The 18,159-nt window shown below is 38.4% G+C and carries 4 protein-coding genes; all 4 read left to right on the top strand.

The window, feature by feature from the left end; all coding sequences use genetic code 11:
* Nucleotides 1–51: 51 nt before the first annotated feature.
* The 4 genes from DSM106972_RS46755 to DSM106972_RS46770 all read left to right on the top strand — a co-directional run bounded on the left by DSM106972_RS46755 (nucleotide 52) and on the right by DSM106972_RS46770 (nucleotide 18,022).
* On the top strand, nucleotides 52–6,483 hold the full coding sequence (locus tag DSM106972_RS46755) for a non-ribosomal peptide synthetase (RefSeq protein WP_127087117.1): 6,432 nt from the start codon (nucleotides 52–54) through the stop codon (nucleotides 6,481–6,483).
* Between the two features lie 579 nt (nucleotides 6,484–7,062).
* A complete protein-coding gene (locus DSM106972_RS46760; protein WP_127087118.1) occupies nucleotides 7,063–7,917 on the top strand; it encodes a glycosyltransferase family 2 protein in 855 nt (284 codons plus the stop codon).
* A 195-nt stretch (nucleotides 7,918–8,112) separates the two neighbouring features.
* Nucleotides 8,113–8,865 (top strand): glycosyltransferase family 32 protein, encoded by a 753-nt coding sequence (locus DSM106972_RS46765; protein ID WP_127087119.1) that lies wholly within the window; start codon nucleotides 8,113–8,115, stop codon nucleotides 8,863–8,865.
* A gap of 64 nt (nucleotides 8,866–8,929) precedes the next feature.
* Nucleotides 8,930–18,022 (top strand): non-ribosomal peptide synthetase, encoded by a 9,093-nt coding sequence (locus tag DSM106972_RS46770; RefSeq protein ID WP_127087120.1) that lies wholly within the window; start codon nucleotides 8,930–8,932, stop codon nucleotides 18,020–18,022.
* Nucleotides 18,023–18,159: the final 137 nt, after the last annotated feature.

An 18,159-nucleotide genomic window follows, 5' to 3' on the forward strand; every position in this document is an offset into this window, starting at 1 on the left:
AGATTAATGTTCTAATAAAATACTAAATAAGCCAAAAATATACACATTGCTATGAATACACAATTAGCGCTTTCTACAAATCAGTTCGATATTTATATTGACCAAATGAGATGGTCTGATGGTTCGCACTTTAATATCGGCGCCGTTATTACAATTACAGGAATCTTGAATAGTGGATATTTCAACCAAGCTTTAAATCACATGGTTCGTTGCAACCCAGGTTTACGTTTCCGTATTTATGAATCTGAGGGTAAACCGTTTCAGTTTGTAGCACCACACCAAGAGCAACAATTTAAGCTAGTTGATTTTTCGGCTAATTGCTCAAACCCCGATGATGTTGAACAACTAGCTAAACGATATATCGAGAATGATTTTAATCAACCTTTTACTTTCGGGAAAGAATCTTCTCTTTGCAGCTTTCAGTTAATTAGATTAAGCAGCAAAAAATATTTATTTTATTCAAAATTTCATCATATTATTGCTGATGGTTGGGGTACTTCGCTTGCCTTTAATGACTTGATTAATAATTACAATCAAATTATCTCTAATGTTGGATTTGAACCATTAGAGCGAAATTTGATATTTACTGATTATCTTCAAGAAGAATCTGCGTATCGACAGTCTCAGAATTTTGAAAGTGATATAAAATACTGGACTCAGCGTTTAGAAAATGTCAGTCCTCAGATTTTTGCGTCAATGCATAAACCTCAACTGCTTGGCGCCCGTAAAGCAATTTATATTAAACGCGAACATTATAATCGAGTTGAAGCTGTTTGTAAAGAAATCCAATCAAATCCATTTCATTTTATCCTTTCTATTGTATTTATTTATTTAAGCAAGCGTTATCGACAAAATGATTTAGTCATTGGTCTACCAATTTTAAACCGGAGCAAAAAGGTTTATAAAGACACAGTTGGACTATTTATCAGTATGCTGCCGTTTCGGACGGAAATTAATAATAACGAAACCTTTACTGATATTTTAACGACAGTCCGCACTTTATTAAAACAAGATTATCGCCATCAACGCTTACCTCTGGGAGAAATGAAGCGTATTGCCAATTTAGATTTAGACTCAGAAAACTATCAAAATCTATTTGATCTTACCCTCTCTTACGAAAAACATGACTATAGTGAGCATTTTGAGCAAACTGAAACAATTTGTGAACCTCTCTACAGTGGTCAACAAAAAACTCCTCTCGCAATATATGTACGAGAGTTTGATAATCAAAGCGACGTTAAAATAGATTTTGATTATAATCTCTCTTACCTTGATGCTGAAACTATTGAAGAAATAGTTACACATTTTCAAAAGCTTTTTGATGACGCTTTAGAAAACTTAGAGCAAAATCTAGATAAACCTATTTCTCAACTGTCGCTTATTGAACCAGAAATATATTGGCGCCTAACTCAAGAATCTTTAAATAGTACTAAATTATTACCGACATCAGAAACATTAGTTTCAGTTTTTGAGGAAATTGTTAGCAAGTATCCTCAGCATATTGCGGTTAAATGCGAAAATACTAAGCTAACATACGCAGAACTAAATCGAAGGGCAAATGTTCTTGCTCATCACTTACAACAACTTGGCATCAAACCAGAAACACGAGTAGCTTTATGTCTGGAACGCTCAGAACATATGGTTGTTGCTATACTGGGAGTCTTAAAAGCCGGGGGTACTTATGTTCCCTTAGATCTTAATTATCCTGCCTCACGTCTAGAATTTATTCTCGAAGATAGCTGTGCTTCCTTATTAATTATCGAATCTTCTAGTTGCCAATTAATTTCTACTAATATAAATGTATTGAAATGGGAATCTATTTGGGGCAAGATTCAAAATGACGCTAATCCATCTTCCCCACAAGTATCACTGCACCCTCAACATCCAGCATATATTATCTATACCAGTGGTTCGACGGGAACTCCAAAAGGTTGTGTGGTTACTCATGGTAACGTTATGCGCTTAATGCGTTCTACAGAACCTTGGTTTGGCTTCAATGCTTTTGATGTATGGACACTGTTTCACTCTTTTGCATTTGATTTTTCTGTTTGGGAATTGTGGGGAGCATTACTTTATGGTGGTAAGGTCGTTATTGTACCGTTTTGGTTGAGTCGTTCTCCCGAAGCTTTCCGTGAGCTTCTTACCAAAGAAAACGTCACTGTTCTAAGTCAAACCCCTTCTGCATTTGGGCAAATTATCCGCGCGGATAAAACAAGTACGGGTGAATTGGCATTACGATATGTAATTTTTGGTGGCGAAGCTTTAAATTTAGAAAGTTTGCGTCCTTGGTTTGAGCGACACTCAGATCAAACTCCCCGTTTGGTAAATATGTATGGTATTACAGAAACAACTGTCCATGTTACCTATCGTCCAATTACTTTTAAAGACTTGACGGTAAATACTGGTAGTGTCATTGGTGAGACAATTCCTGACCTTCGTATATACTTGCTTGATGAAAATCTCGAACCAGTACCTACTGGATGGACGGGGGAAATTTTTGTAGCAGGCGCCGGAGTTGCGCGCGGTTATTTTAATCGTCCTGGCTTAACTGCTGAACGTTTTATTCCCAACCCTTTTGGTAAAGGTAGACTTTATCGCAGTGGTGATTTGGGACGGTGGACAAAAGATGGTGATTTAGAGTACTTAGGAAGAATAGATAATCAAGTAAAAATACGTGGCTTTCGGATCGAGTTAGGAGAAATTCAGGCGCCTCTGGCATCGCATCCACAATTAGAAGAAGCTTTTGTAACTACCTATGGTGAAGGTGAAGACAAACGTATTGTAGCTTATTATGTAAGCAAACAACCACCTAGTACTAGTGAATTAAATGAGTATTTGCAGTCCCGGCTTCCTAATTATATGATTCCTACGGCATATATTAGCCTGGATGCCTTTCCTCTCACAGTTAACGGTAAAATCAATACTTCATCTTTACCGAAACCCAACTTTAATCTATCGCGACACTCTCAATATGTAAGTCCCCAAAATTTACAGCAAGAGCATCTTTGTACCATCTGGTCAGAAGTTCTCACTATCGAACAAGTGGGTATTGACGATAACTTTTTTGAAATTGGTGGTGATTCAATTCTAGCAATGCAGGTAGTAGGACAAGCCCAAAATCAAAAGATTCAAATTTCCATCAAAGATATTTATGAAAATCCAACTATACGTCAGTTAGCGGCACTTGAACAAGTATCCGATGTAGAAAGTAAGTTTTATTTAGCCCCATCTGTTACTCTGTTAGAAGAAGAAGACAAAAAGAATTTACCCCAAGATGTAGAAGATGCATATCTAATTTCTAGCTTACAAGCGGGTATGCTTTATCATAGCGAGCTTCATCCCGGCTCGGCTATTTTCCACGATATTTTTACTTTCTATTTGCGTCTTGATCATGTAGAGGATGCTTGGCAAAAAGCTATTACCGACATTTGTCAAGCTCATCTAATTCTACGTACTTCTTTTGACTGGACAAAATATAGCACCCCGCTGCAAATTGTACATCAAGAAGTAGAAATACCTTTAACTATCTACGATTTGAGGGATAAAAAGAATGCTTATTTAGAAGTAAAACAATGGGTTGAATTAGAAAAATCAAACTCTTTTGATGTTCGTCGTCCTCCTTTATTCCGCTTTGTCATCCATAGACTTTCTAATTCCGAAATTAGCCTCACTTTCAGTTTTCATCATGCTATTTTGGATGGTTGGAGTGTGGCAACGTTAATAACTCAATTGCTACAACGTTATATTCAGCATCTGAAAGGACAATATGAACCATTAACTACCCTTCCCATTACTTATAAAGATTTTATTGCTCAGGAAAAACAAGCAATAGCAAATGAGGAAATGCGTCAATTTTGGCAGCAGTATCTCAGTGATATGGAACTGAGCAGAGTCCCACGTAGCAAGCAAACGGCAGCGTCGCGTCAAGTCGAACGTGTAGCAGTCAAAATAGATGATAATATAGCAAAGGCTTTGATTAGAGTTGCTAACAGTGCAGAAGTACCCCTAAAAACTGCTTTATTAGCTGCTCATCTGCGTGTGTTGTCATATATTACCGGAAAAACAGAGGTAATTACAGGAAATGTTCTAAATGGAAGACTTGAAAATGTTGGCAGTGAGAAACTCCTCGGTTTATTCCTAAATACAGTACCATTGCGAATGAAACTGGCGCCAAGTAGTTGGCTATCACTGTTAAAAGCAGTATTCAAAGTAGAAAATAAAATCCTCCCTTATCGCAATTTTCCTTTACTAGAAATTCAACGAGTCATCGATAAACGACCATTATTTGACGTTGGTTTTAACTATACCCATTTTCATGTTTACGAAGGTATTCTCAATTTACCCCAAGTTGAAATTCTTAATGTTGAGGATTTTGAAGAAACTGACTTTCCCTTGGTGGCAAAGTTCGCGCTCATTCCTGGAAGTTCTTCGCTAAAATTGGATTTAGTATATGACGTTCAGGAATTTGACAAAACCCAAATTGAGCAATATGGTCAATATTATACTGCTGCGCTGACCGCCCTTACTACCAACCCACTAGCGCCATTTCATAGCCAATCTTTAATGTCAGATGTAGAACATAAGAACTGGCTATTAGCCGCCAACATGGATGCAGTTAGTAATTTGTCTGACCATACCCTTGTTTCCGCTTTTACCAATGCAGCTAAACAATATTCCGAGAAAGTAGCCCTTTCCTTTGGTAATAACAGTTTAACGTATACCGAACTTGAAGCACATGCCAACCGTTTAGCGCATTACCTAAAAAGTAAAGGTGTTGGGTCAGAAACCCTGGTTGGAATTTGTCTTGAACGCTCACAAGAACTAGTTGTCTGTATCCTTGCAATTCTCAAAGCAGGTGGCGCCTATGTTCCAATTGATGTTAATTATCCTCAAGAGCGGATTGATTTTATTTTGCGGGATAGTGGAATTTCCTTACTACTAACTCAAAGTTCGGCAATTTCTCAAATTTCTCTATCTCAAACAGAATCTAAAATTGAAATTTTAGTTTTAGAAGATATTGCCCCACAACTACAAAATCAATCCTCGGCGCCTGTCGAAGTCACAATATTACCCGAACATCCCGCCTATGTAATTTATACCAGTGGTTCTACAGGTATACCAAAAGGATGTGTAGTCACCCATAATAATGTTATTCGCCTGTTCAAAGCAACGGAGTCATGGTATGGATTTAATAGTAATGATGTTTGGACTCTGTTCCACTCCTATGCTTTCGACTTTGCTGTCTGGGAACTATGGGGCGCCTTGCTTTACGGAGGTAGAACCGTAATTGTTCCTTATTGGACAAGTCGATCACCCGTAGATTTTCTCAAATTACTCCAATCAGAGAAAGTAACGGTACTAAATCAAACTCCTTCTGCATTTAAACAGTTAGTGCAAGTAGATACAGAAGCAAAATTGAACTTACGCTATGTAATTTTTGGTGGAGAAGCATTAGAAGTGCAAAGCTTGCAACCCTGGTTTGAACGTTATGGCAACCAAACTCAACTAGTTAATATGTACGGCATCACAGAAACAACCGTTCATGTAACTTATCGTCCCATCAGCTTTTCAGATGTTAAAGATAACTGTGGTAGCGTTATTGGTCAGCCAATTTTCGACCTGAAACTGTATATTTTGGATGAGTACCTAGAACCTGTACCCGTTGGAGTCCCTGGAGAATTATATATTGGTGGCGCCGGAGTTACACGGGGATACTTACACCATCCTCGCTTAACCGCAGAGCGCTTTATTCCTGATATATTTGCCAAAACCCCCAATAGTCGCTTATATCGTAGTGGCGACTTAGCGCGTCGTCTACCTAATGGCGATTTAGAATATTTAGGACGCTCAGACCAGCAAGTTAAAATACGTGGTTTCCGCATTGAACTGGGAGAAATTGAAGCAGCTTTGATGAGTCATCCACAAGTTAAAACAGCATTTGCCACCGCTTACACTGAATCTGCGGGAGATGCGCGTATTGTCGCGTATTTTGTACCTCATCAAGAAGATGACCTAATTATAGTCTTGCGTGATTTCCTCTCTAAGAAACTGCCAGATTATATGATGCCTTCCGCACTTATTCCACTTGAAAATATTCCACTAACACCTCATGGAAAAGTTGACAGGGCAGCATTACCTACACCTAACTGGACACAAAACATCAAACCTTATGTGGCGCCGAGAAACGAAGTGGAAGCAAATATTTGCTCGCTGATGGCTGCTGTATTAAAGCTGGAACAAGTTGGAGTAATGGATAATTTCTTTGATATGGGTGGAGACTCGATACGAGTTACCCAGTTAGTTACCCGTTTGCAAGAAACTTATAAAACCGAGTTGCCGTTGCCCTACGTTTTCCAAAACGGTACACCCGAAGGACTAGCAAAGTTAATTGAAGCATCCGAACCCAATCAAACAACTACCAGTATTTCACGAGTTAGTCGGAAAAAGCGTGTTGTCAATCTCAGCAATGAGGGTTCTATTTAACAATTTTGCGGAATTCCCCACCCCTCCCCTAACCCCCTCTCCGTTTGCTGTCGTGTACACATAAGTCTTAAAAAGCTCTTTTAGCAGGGGTGGCAGGGGTAGCAGGGAGGAAAAAAGCATGGTTTTTAAGGCTTTTCAGCTCCGCATGATATCACATATCGGTGCCCTTAGAATTAATTTTTTGAAATCTCCCGACTCTCCAATTGCTTGATTTTCCCTACTTCCCCTGCCAAAGTGCTCCCCTACCCCCGATGCCAAAAAGTTGTGTGTACACGACAGGCGTACGGGGAGGGGTTGGGGGTGGGGTTCGAGGTTTTGTGTGTACACCGTAGCCACAAGGTGGGGATGGATAGCAACAAAAACTAGGGGGATAGCGAACTAAACAGATTTAAACTAACCTACTTAATAAATTCCCTAACTTTCCCTAACTTATATAAGTTGATTGTATTGAGTTTAATCAATAAAGTGAGATGTAAATACAACACGGTTAAAAAATTAAATCCCCCTCGACGCGCGCGGTGCTAGTGGGGCTAAAAGCACTATATTCTTCGCACAAAAATATTTACAAGGTCAAAAATCATGTCTAAAATTAGTATTATAACCTCATGTTACAACGCAGAAAAGTATATTGCAAAAGCAATTGAAAGCGTAATTGCTTCAACTTTTATAGACTGGGATTATGTAATAGTAGATGACGGCAGCACCGATAACTCAGCAGAAGCTATTTTAGATTATGTCAAAAAAGAACCACGTTTACGATTCATCCAACAGCCAAATGGAGGTGTTTGTAATGGGCGTAACAACGGTTCTAAAGCTTGTTCCCCTGAGTCAGAATATATAATGTTTTTGGATGGGGATGACTGTATTGAGCCAGAAACGTTGGAGGTAATAGTTAAATACCTAGACCAAAATCCTCACGTTGGTTTGATTTTCAGCGATATATGGCTTATTGATAGCGAAGATAGGATTTTAGATTTAGACTCATTTTCTCCCCTACCAAGATTTTTTCCATCTGGAGATGGAAGATTTAAAGAAGTTCCTGATGATATTCCAGAAACTCCTTTTTTCTCGATTGCTACCGGAGTATGTAGGGAAGCAGGGACTGCTTTACGTAAGTCTGTTTATCTCAAAACATCTGGGTGGTCTGAGTGGTTAGGACAAGGGTATGAAGGAGTGGATTTATTTATCCAGATGGCATTACTAAGTGATGCTCATTTTATACCTAAGAAGCTGTATAAATATCGGCAGCATGAAACACAGTCACATAAATCACTAGACAACACTAACATAGATAAACTTATTGCTAAGTGGAAACAAGCAAAAGGATTAACACCAGAGCAACAAGCGAAAATAACTCAAGTGATAGATTACATACCTGCTTATCAAGAATTCTTGCTTGCTCGCGATAGTTATTACCTAAATAGTCAACTTTAAGTTTGTAGTTAGTCAAATGACTTTTGACTTCCAAAGTAGCGGTACTAGTAGTCCGTGTCATAAGTTTTGGAGTGTTGCATAAAAATCAAAATCTTGTAGAGACGCGATAGGGAGCGTCTCTACACTCCAGAATTAATGACACAGACCACTAGTCAGGACTGAACAACATTACATTATTGTCGGATAGTCTAAATTATGAGCAAGATTCCAAAAATTATTCATCAGATCTATTATCAAGGCGAAGCAGCTATTCCGCAAAAGTTTCTTCCTTATCGCCAAACTGTTTTAGCTCTTCACCCTAATTGGGAGTATTATTTCTGGGATGAGCAGCAGTGCCGGAGCTTTCTCCAAGAGAATTATCCTTGGTTTTTAGAAGTATATGATTCTTATCCACATCTCATTCAACGTTGCGATGCCATTCGCTATTTTCTTTTGTATCACTACGGAGGTTTTTATATAGATATGGACATAGAATTTATCAAACCTATGGACGATTTGCTAGAAGACTATGAGCTAATTGTTTCAAATGGCTGTAATAACGCTATTATAGGCAGTATTCCCAAACATCCGCTTTGGTCAAAAGTTTTTCAGGAATTAGATAAACGTAAGTCAGGAATATCTCGAAAATACAATTCATTATTCGTTACTATGCCACGTTACGTATGTTATACCACAGGACCTTTTTTATTAAAGGATTGTTTTTTTGCAGAGAAATATCACGAAAAAAATACAGTCCGCCTTTGCCCAGAGTATATTTTTGAAGCAAATGTACTCAGTGAAATCAACGGTGTCATTGATAATTTGGACGGCAACAAAGTTTCTTATTCTATTCATAATTCGGCTAGTATTTGGGTACCATCATATTATAAAATCTTGGACAAATTTATTCTTTTTTTTCTAAATCAATATCAAAAAATTAAATTAATGGCGCCAATAAAGAAAAAATAATAACGAATAAATTACGCACTATCGCCAAATTTTATTAGTAAATAATAACTCATTTAAATAAATTATGGAAGTCTATATATTACCTCTTTCTCGCTCACAAAAAAGACTTTGGTATCAAGAAATTATCAATCCTGATAATAATGCTTTTAATATTCCCATTGCTTTACGCTTACATGGCGAACTTAATCAACTAGCTCTCGAAAACGCTTTTCAAACAATTATCAGGCGCCACGAAATTCTGCGGACAAGTTTTGCTACAGAAGATGGTGAGCCAGTACAAATTATCTACCCAGAAATCGAGTTTACTTTAGAGTCTAAAATACTAGAATCTGAATCGGAACTAGTTACAGAGTCTCGCAAACCTTTTAATCTCGTTAAAGGTTCTTTAATTCGAGCAATATTGTATAAAATTCAACCTCAAGAACATATTTTGTTCGTGAATATGCATCACATTATCAGTGATGGTTGGTCTTTGGGAGTGTTTTTCAAGGAGCTTTGCCTTTGTTACAATGCGTATATAAGCGGCGCCGAAATTTCTTTACCAGAGCTACCAATACAATATGGTGATTATGCGGAATGGCAAGAAAATTGGCTACAGGAACCAGAAATTAAAAATCAATTTGAATATTGGAAAACCCAACTGGCTGATTTACCTCCAGCTTTAAATTTACCTTTGGACTATTCCCGTCCTATACAGCAAACTTGGAATGGAGCTACGGTACGCACACAAATACCTCATAAAGTTTATCAATCTTTAGAAGAACTCGCCAGGTCTGAAGGCGCCACTTTTTTCATGGTAGCGTTGGCTTTATTCCAAGTTTTACTGTTTCGTTATTCTGGTCAAACTGACATTATTGTTGGCAGTCCCATTGCTAACCGTAGACAAAGCGAACTTGATAATTTGATTGGTTTCTTTGTCAACACATTAGCATTGCGGGGAGACATGGAAGGAAACCCTTCTTTACGTGAGTTATTGCGTCGCGTTCGCAAAACTTGTTTAGAAGCATATGCTCATCAAGATGTACCTTTTGAAACGCTTGTTGAGCAACTCGAAGCTAAACGTGACCCTAGTCGTTCTCCTATTTTTCAAACGCTATTTGCCCTCCAAAATGCACCTTTAGATTCTATTCAGTTATCTGGACTGACTGTAAATCCTATATTTCTTGATAACGGTGGCGCCAAATTTGATTTAACTTTAATGCTTGAGCCATCTGGAAGCAATTGGTCAGCGATACTAGAATATAATACTGATTTATTTACACCACAAACAGCGCAATTCATACTTAAGCATTATTGTCAACTGCTTGCCTCAGCAGTGGCTGACCCAAATGTTGGTATAAATACTTTACCTTTATTAGACGAAAACGAACGTCAGGAACTTATATCTAAGGGAGTTGCAACGGCGCCTATCAATGAGCAAACAGCAAATGAAAATATAGTTTCTTTATTCGCCAAAACTGCCCATACTTACAGTGATGCAATTGCAGTTAAATATCAAGACCAAGAATTAACATACTTTGAACTTGACGAACGCTCAAACCAACTAGCATATTTTCTACGAGAACAGGGTGTTGGGAAAGAAATACGTGTAGGTATTTTTCTAAATCGCAGCCATGAGCTAATTGTCTCATTACTCGCTGTTTTAAAAGCAGGCGGAACTTATGTACCTCTTGACCCGGCATATCCCAGCGAACGAATAAACTTTATCTTAGAAGATAGCGGTATTTCTATACTGCTGACAGAAAAAGCTTTGCTCTCTTCTGTGAATACTACTAGCCAGCAAGTGGTGACATTAGAAGATATAAAAGATACAGCCCAAAACCATGTAGAGACGTTACATGTAACGTCTCTACATTCTTCGCAGGCGGCATATATTATTTATACCAGTGGTTCTACAGGAAAACCCAAGGGTTGTGTGGTCACTCACAGCAACGTTACCCGATTGATGCGTTCTACAGAATCTTGGTTTAATTTTAACGAGAATGATGTTTGGACACTTTTCCACTCTTTTGCTTTTGATTTTTCTGTATGGGAAATTTGGGGCGCCTTACTTTATGGAGGTAAGTTAGTTGTTGTCGATTATTTGGAGAGTCGTTCGACTGCCGAATTCCGCGAACTTTTGTACCAAGAAGGCGTTACAGTTCTTAATCAAACACCTTCTGCTTTTCGTCAACTTATTCGTGCAGACCAAGAAACCGATAACTTTTTAGGGTTACGAGTAGTAATTTTTGGTGGAGAAGCTTTAGAACTACAAAGTTTACGTCCTTGGTTTGAACGTTACGGAGACGAGCAACCAAGGTTAATTAATATGTACGGCATTACAGAAACAACCGTACATGTTACTTACCGTCCCATCACACTTTTAGATATTCAGCAAAATCGGGGCAGCGTTATTGGTGTACCTATCCCTGATTTATCACTATACATTTTAGATGAATCACTTCAACCAACTCCCTTGGGCGCCCCTGGTGAAATTTATGTTGGTGGGATGGGTGTATCTAGAGGGTACCTTAACCGTCCAGAACTTACAGCCCAACGTTTTATTCCTGACCCATATAGCAGCACCGGAGCTAGAATTTATCGTACTGGCGATATTGCCCGACGTTTACCGAATGGAGATATAGAGTATTTGGGACGCAGTGACCATCAAGTAAAAGTGCGTGGTTTTCGGATTGAGCTTGGTGAGATAGAATCTGCTTTGGTTTCGATTCCAGAAGTAACAGAAGCTGTTGTATTAACACATGGTGATGAAGCAGATAAACGTCTTGTGGCTTATATTGTCGCTAGTAATAAGTTTGTAGAACGCAGTTATTTACGAAATGTTCTCAAACAGCATTTGCCTGAATATATGATACCGTCAGCGTTTCTTTTTCTAGATGTAATACCGCTGACGAACCAAGGTAAGATTAACCGTGCAGCTTTACTTGCCCAAGATTGGAGTGATTTTACTACTCAACGGCTTTTAGTTTTACCACAAACACCTGCTGAAAAAGTTATCTGCCAAGTATGGGAAACTGTGTTAGGCATTGATGCTGTTAGTGTGGAAGATAATTTCTTTGAACTTGGTGGTGATTCGATTTTGGCTTTAAAGGTAGTAGCAGAATTACGGCGCCAAAATTTGATGCTAAGTCCAAAGGATATTTTTAGACTACAGACTGTTAGAGAACTTGCAGGCGCCGCCAAACAGTTACAATCAGAAGTGACAAGTATTGAAAAAGCTGTAGGAGAAGCACCTCTAAGTCCAATTCAAAATTGGTTTTTTGAACTAAATATACCAAATCCTCACCATTGGAATCAAGCAGTACTTTTACAAGTTAATAAATTCTTTGACTCACAAATTATTCAACAAGCTCTAAACACCGTCGTCGCACATCACGATATTTTCCGAGTACGCTTTTACCAAGAAGAAGGGGTATGGCACCAGTTTTATAATGAGAACGAGTCAGCTTTTGGTTTTGAAATTGTTGATTTAACACTTTTAGATGAGATACAGCAAAACGCGACGATTAAAGAAACTTGCGCGCGTTTACAACAATCTCTAGACTTAAATAATGGTCCCCTTGCCCGTGCAGCATTATTTAAAGGTAAAATCGGCAAATATCCAGATCAACTTTTCATCGTTTTCCATCACCTAATTATTGACGGTGTTTCTTGGCGCATTTTACTTGAAGATATAGCAGGCGCCATGAGTTATATTAGTGCGGGTAAACCTGTTATACTTTCACAACGAACTTCATCTTTTAAGCATTGGAGCGAGTTTCTTAATTCAATCGCCAAATCCCCAGCAATTGAGTCAGAAAAGCAGTTTTGGCTAAATATGCTCGAATCGAGCCAATCTAAATTACCATTAGATTTTTCTAATCCAACACTTCAATTGCAAAATATCGAGTCTTCGGTCAAAACTAGTTCAGTATTTTTGACCCAAGTAGAAACAGATATATTACTTACCAAAGCCAACAAAGCTTACCACACTCAACCCCAAGAATTATTACTAGCTGCTGTTGCCAAAACTATCAGTAAAATTACCACAGATAATAAAGTTAAAATCATCATGGAGGGGCACGGCAGGGAAGATATATCAAGCGAATTAGATATTACTCGCACTATTGGATGGTTTACAACGCTGTATCCTTTATGTCTTAATTTACCATCTAGTACTGTTGATAGCTTAAGTACCCAAAACTTAATTACAAGTGTTAAAGAACAAGCTCGTTCAGTACCTCAGCATGGTTTAGGTTATGGAATTTTAAGATATCTACAAGACAGTAATACAGAACTAGTTCACTCTCCTGCTGATATCAGTTTTAATTACTTGGGTCAAGTTCGTAACCAAACCGGGGATAATAATTTCTTTAATTTGTTAAACGAAGATACCCAACCCTCACACGACCCCAATGGATTAAGACCACATTTAATTGATATTATTTGTATTGTCGTTGAAGGACAGTTACGTGTTGATTGGTTGTACAGCACTAATTTACATCTGGAAGAGACAATTGTTAAGTGGAGTGTTGAGTTCCGTCAAAATTTACTAGAAATTCTGGCACATTGTACCCAACCAGGTGTAGGAACATATACAGAGTCAGATTTTCCGTTAGTATGCTTGAATCAATCTCGCCTTTCACAGTTACAGACACAATATCCCAACTTAGAAGATATCTATCCTCTTTCGCCATTACAGGAGGGAATGCTTTTCCACTCTGTATATGCTCCAGATGATAGTGTTTATTTTGAGCAAGTAACAGGTAAAATTACAGGTCAATTAGATACTTCAGCTTTTGCTGTCGCTTGGCAAAGCGTTGTAGATAGACACCAAATTCTCCGTAGTGCATTTGTTTGGGAACAAGAAGTACCAATTCAAGTTGTCAATAATTCTGTCGAGTTTACTATTTTAGAAAAAGACTGGCGCCATTTATCACAAGCAGAACAACTAGCTCAATTAGACTCATATTTAGCTAGTGACCGTAAACAGGGTTTTGATCTGGGTAAAGCTTTATTAATGCGTTTTGTCATCATCCGTTTGGATGAATATAATTGGCAATGGATTTGGAGTCACCATCATATACTTCTGGATGGTTGGTCTATTTCGATAATTTTTAAAGAAGTGCTAGAAATTTACCACTCCCAACTTCAGGGTGTTCAGCATAATCTTTCCCCAATTATACCTTACCGCGCGTATATTCAATGGTTGGCAGAGCGTAACTATGAAGATGCAGAAGAATTTTGGCGTTCTCAGTTAGCAGGTATTTCGGAACCTACCTTAATATCATGGAAACCACAAGAAAATATTGAAACCTCAACTCATAATAAAAATGATTATGAAGCGATAGAATTACGTTTGAGTGATGAAGACTTTGCCAACTTGCTCAACATGGCTCAAAATCATCGGCTTACACTCAACACTTTAGCACAAGCAGCATGGGCACTACTTTTACAAAAATATGGCGCCGCCCGAAACGAGTGCAATGATGTATTATTTGGCGCCACTGTTTCTGGTCGTATACCAGAAATAGTTGGGGTAGAAAACATGATAGGGTTATTCATCAATACTCTTCCCATGCGAATATCTTTAAATCCAAGTGTAACTGTAAAAGACTGGCTAGAAGAAATTCAACAGCGTCAGGTTCAAATGCAAGAGTATCAATACAGCAAGCTCACAGATATTCGTGATAGCATTGAATTTCCGGCTGGAGAATCTTTGTTTGAAAGTATTTTAGTGTTTGAAAATTATCCTACTGACCAGTCATTAAAAAATCAGGGTAAGGGAATTGAAGTTTCGCATATCGAGTTTCATGAAAAAACTAATTACCCTCTAACTGTTGCTTTTATTCCCGATACTGGGCTGTTATTAAAGCTCAATTACGAAACACAGTTATTATCTGACGAAGCAGCAAAAACGATGCTGCAACGCTTGCAATATCTCTTGTTAGAACTAGCTAAAAATCCAGAGGTTCTATTAGGAGAAATAGCGTTGGTTGAGAACCTCTCCCCCGACCCCTCTGAGTTTAATTGGAAAGATTTTCATGCGGCTCATCAATTATTTGAACGACAAGCAGATTTAGACCCAAATGCAACTGCCTTAGTTTTTGGCGCCAATTCTATTACTTATGGGGAATTAGAGCGTAAATCTAACATACTTGCGAATATCTTGAAATCAAAAGGTGTTAGTTATGAATCTTTAGTAGGGTTATACTTTGAACCCTCAATTGATTTTATCGTTGCCTTATTGGCTGTACTAAAAGCTGGAGGAGCATTTCTCCCATTAGACATTGCACATCCTGAAGAACGTTTGCAAGTTATTTTAGAGGATAGTCAAGTTAGTTTAATTTTAGCTACAGAAGCTATTGCCTTTAAACATAACCATGAATCGCATCAAGTTATTAGCTTATCAGAAATTGACTGGACACAACATAATACTTCCCGGCGCCTAAACCTGAATATCAACTCATCCCATTTGGCATACGTAATTTACACCTCCGGTTCTACAGGAAAACCCAAAGGTGTTCTCGTAACCCATGCGGGAGTTCAAAACCTTGTTGAAGCTCAAACAACAACTTTTGGTGTCACAAAACAAAGTCGAATTTACCAGTTTGCCTCGCTTAACTTTGATGCGGCAGTTTCAGAGATTTTTATGGCATTAGGCAGCGGTGCAACTTTATATATGGCGCCTGCATCCAACCGTTTTCCAGGTTCAGAACTTTGGTCTACTTTAACCGCATGGAAAATTACCCATTTAACCCTGGTGCCATCCGTACTAGCAACAATCAAACCAGAGGAACTGCCAACATTAGAAACTTTAATTGTGGCAGGAGAAGCTGCTTCTGGTAACATTTTAAGACGCTGGGGTAAACAATGTCGAGTTTTTAACGCTTATGGGCCAACAGAAGCAACCGTCTGCGCGAGTATGATGGATTGTTCTAATTTAATTGGTGAACCAAGTATTGGGCAGGGTATGAAAAATAGCAAAATATACCTGCTTAATGAGTATTTTCAACCAGTGCCACCAGGTATACCAGGAGAAATTTATATCGATGCAATTGGTTTAGCGCGCGGTTATTTAAATCGACCTGAGTTAACAGCGTCTGCTTTTATTCCTCATCCTTTTGCCAAAGAACCTGGAACACGGCTTTACCGCACCGGAGACACTGGTGTTTACGATTCCAATGGTCATATTTATTTTCTGGGTCGGCAAGATAACCGAGTTAAATTGCATGGGTATCGTATCGAACTAGGCGAAATCGAAGCTGCTTTAGTAAAAAATCCAGCCGTAAACTCTGCTGTGGTACTATTACGAGAAGATACACCTGGGCGCCCGCGACTCGTAGCATACGTTATAACATCAACAGTAGAGGTAACTTCTCACTCACTACTTGATGATTTATCTCAAGTGCTTCCGTCCTATATGCTCCCAAGTGCAATAGTATTTGTCAAAGAATGGAGTTTAACTCCAAATGGAAAAATCGACCGCAAAGCACTGAAGGCGCCTGAAATACCAACTGTACAATTATCAACAGTAGCAGCCAGTGAAACAGAAAAGATACTGTGCAAAATTTGGGCTGAAGTACTGGGTATAGAAACAGTAAACCCAAATGATAACTTTTTTGAGATGGGTGGCGACTCGATAATTACCTTGCAAATTGTCTCCCGCGCGCGCGAAGCTGGGTTAGATATAAGTCCAAAAGACATCTTTGAAACTAAAACCCTAGCTTCTTTAGCAGCGAGAGCTAAAGCATTGCGTACTTCATCAATAGAAGTTGACTCAGCTAACTCAGGAAAAGTACCTCTTGCCCCTATTCAACATTGGTTCTTTGAGCGAAACTTACCACACTCTCACCAATGGAACCAAATAGTAGCTGTAAGTACTAACCAATTATTGGACATTAACGTTTTTGCAACTGCTTTAGAAACTGTAGTAGCTCATCACGATGCTTTTCGATTAAGATATGAAGCTCCTGACGGCATATGGCAACAATCATATACCGATTCAGCCCCGATTAAATTACGTATCGAGGACTTTAGTAGCTACTGCAAGAGTGAACAAGAAAAAGTCTTAGCTGATATTGCAGAACAAGAACAAGCCTTAATAAATCTAAACAATTCCCCCTTACTAAGAGTTGTTTACGCCAAAAATCTAGAAGAACATGGCGATGTGATAATATTCTTTGCTCATCACCTAATAATCGATGGAGTATCTTGGCGAATAATCTTTGAAGATTTAAACCAAGCTTACCATCAAGCTGAGAAAGGCAAATTTATTTCACTCCCAGCCAAAAGTTCATCTTACAGACAATGGACAACAAGCTTAGAAAAACTAGCAAATTCGCCAATAATTGAAAAAGACCTTCAATTTTGGCAAACACAATCATATCCAACAACTTTACCTTTAGATAATATCGGTAATGGCGCCAACACAGTCGAAAGCTTAGTAATAGAATCTTCGCAACTCTCAGCCCAAGAAACCTCATCTCTTCTTTTAGAAGCAACTGTAGCTTACCATGCTGGTGTACAAGAAATTTTGCTAGCAGCATTACTCAAAACCTTTACAGAAAACCACGAATCTAATATACTGATTGACTTAGAAGGACATGGGCGAGAAGATTTAGGAAGCGAGTTAGATATTACAAAAACAGTCGGATGGTTTACCTCGCTTTATCCTGTTGTTTTGCAAAAACCCCAAGAAAATCAGTTAGAGAACTACCTTAAGGAAGTTAAAAACCAAATTCGCGCTATTCCCCATCATGGTATAAGTTATGGATTACTCCGTTACTTAAACAAGAATCAAATTACACGTGAAACACTAGCAAATTTACATAAACCGCAAATCAGTTTCAACTATCTGGGACAAATTGATAACCAAAATAGCAACAATCTTTTTAGTCTCAGCAATGTTCCTACAGGTTCAGGAATGTTTGGTAAACAGGAACGTCCCCATCTTCTAGCTGTAAACGCTCGTATTCAAGATGAACGTTTATTCGTTGACTGGTCTTACAGCAAAAATATACATGGCGCCCAAACCATAAAAAACTTGGCAGAAAATTACTTGCGTAATTTGGGCGCCTATTTAGTTAATCCAGCATCTTGTTATACTAGTAGCGATTTTAATTTAGTTGAATTAACCGATAGCGAACTAGATTCTCTCTTAGAAGACTTAGAGTGAAGCGTATCTTAGGGACTTCCAAATAAAAAAATACTCAAAAATTTCTTGTGGGGTGGGCATCCTTGCCCGCCCATAGTTTGAACGGGCAAGGATGCCCATTCCACAATATGGAGAATTAAATTTTTGGAAGTCCCTTA

This window comes from Dulcicalothrix desertica PCC 7102 (assembly GCF_003991905.1).
GTDB lineage: Bacteria > Cyanobacteriota > Cyanobacteriia > Cyanobacteriales > Nostocaceae > Dulcicalothrix > Dulcicalothrix desertica.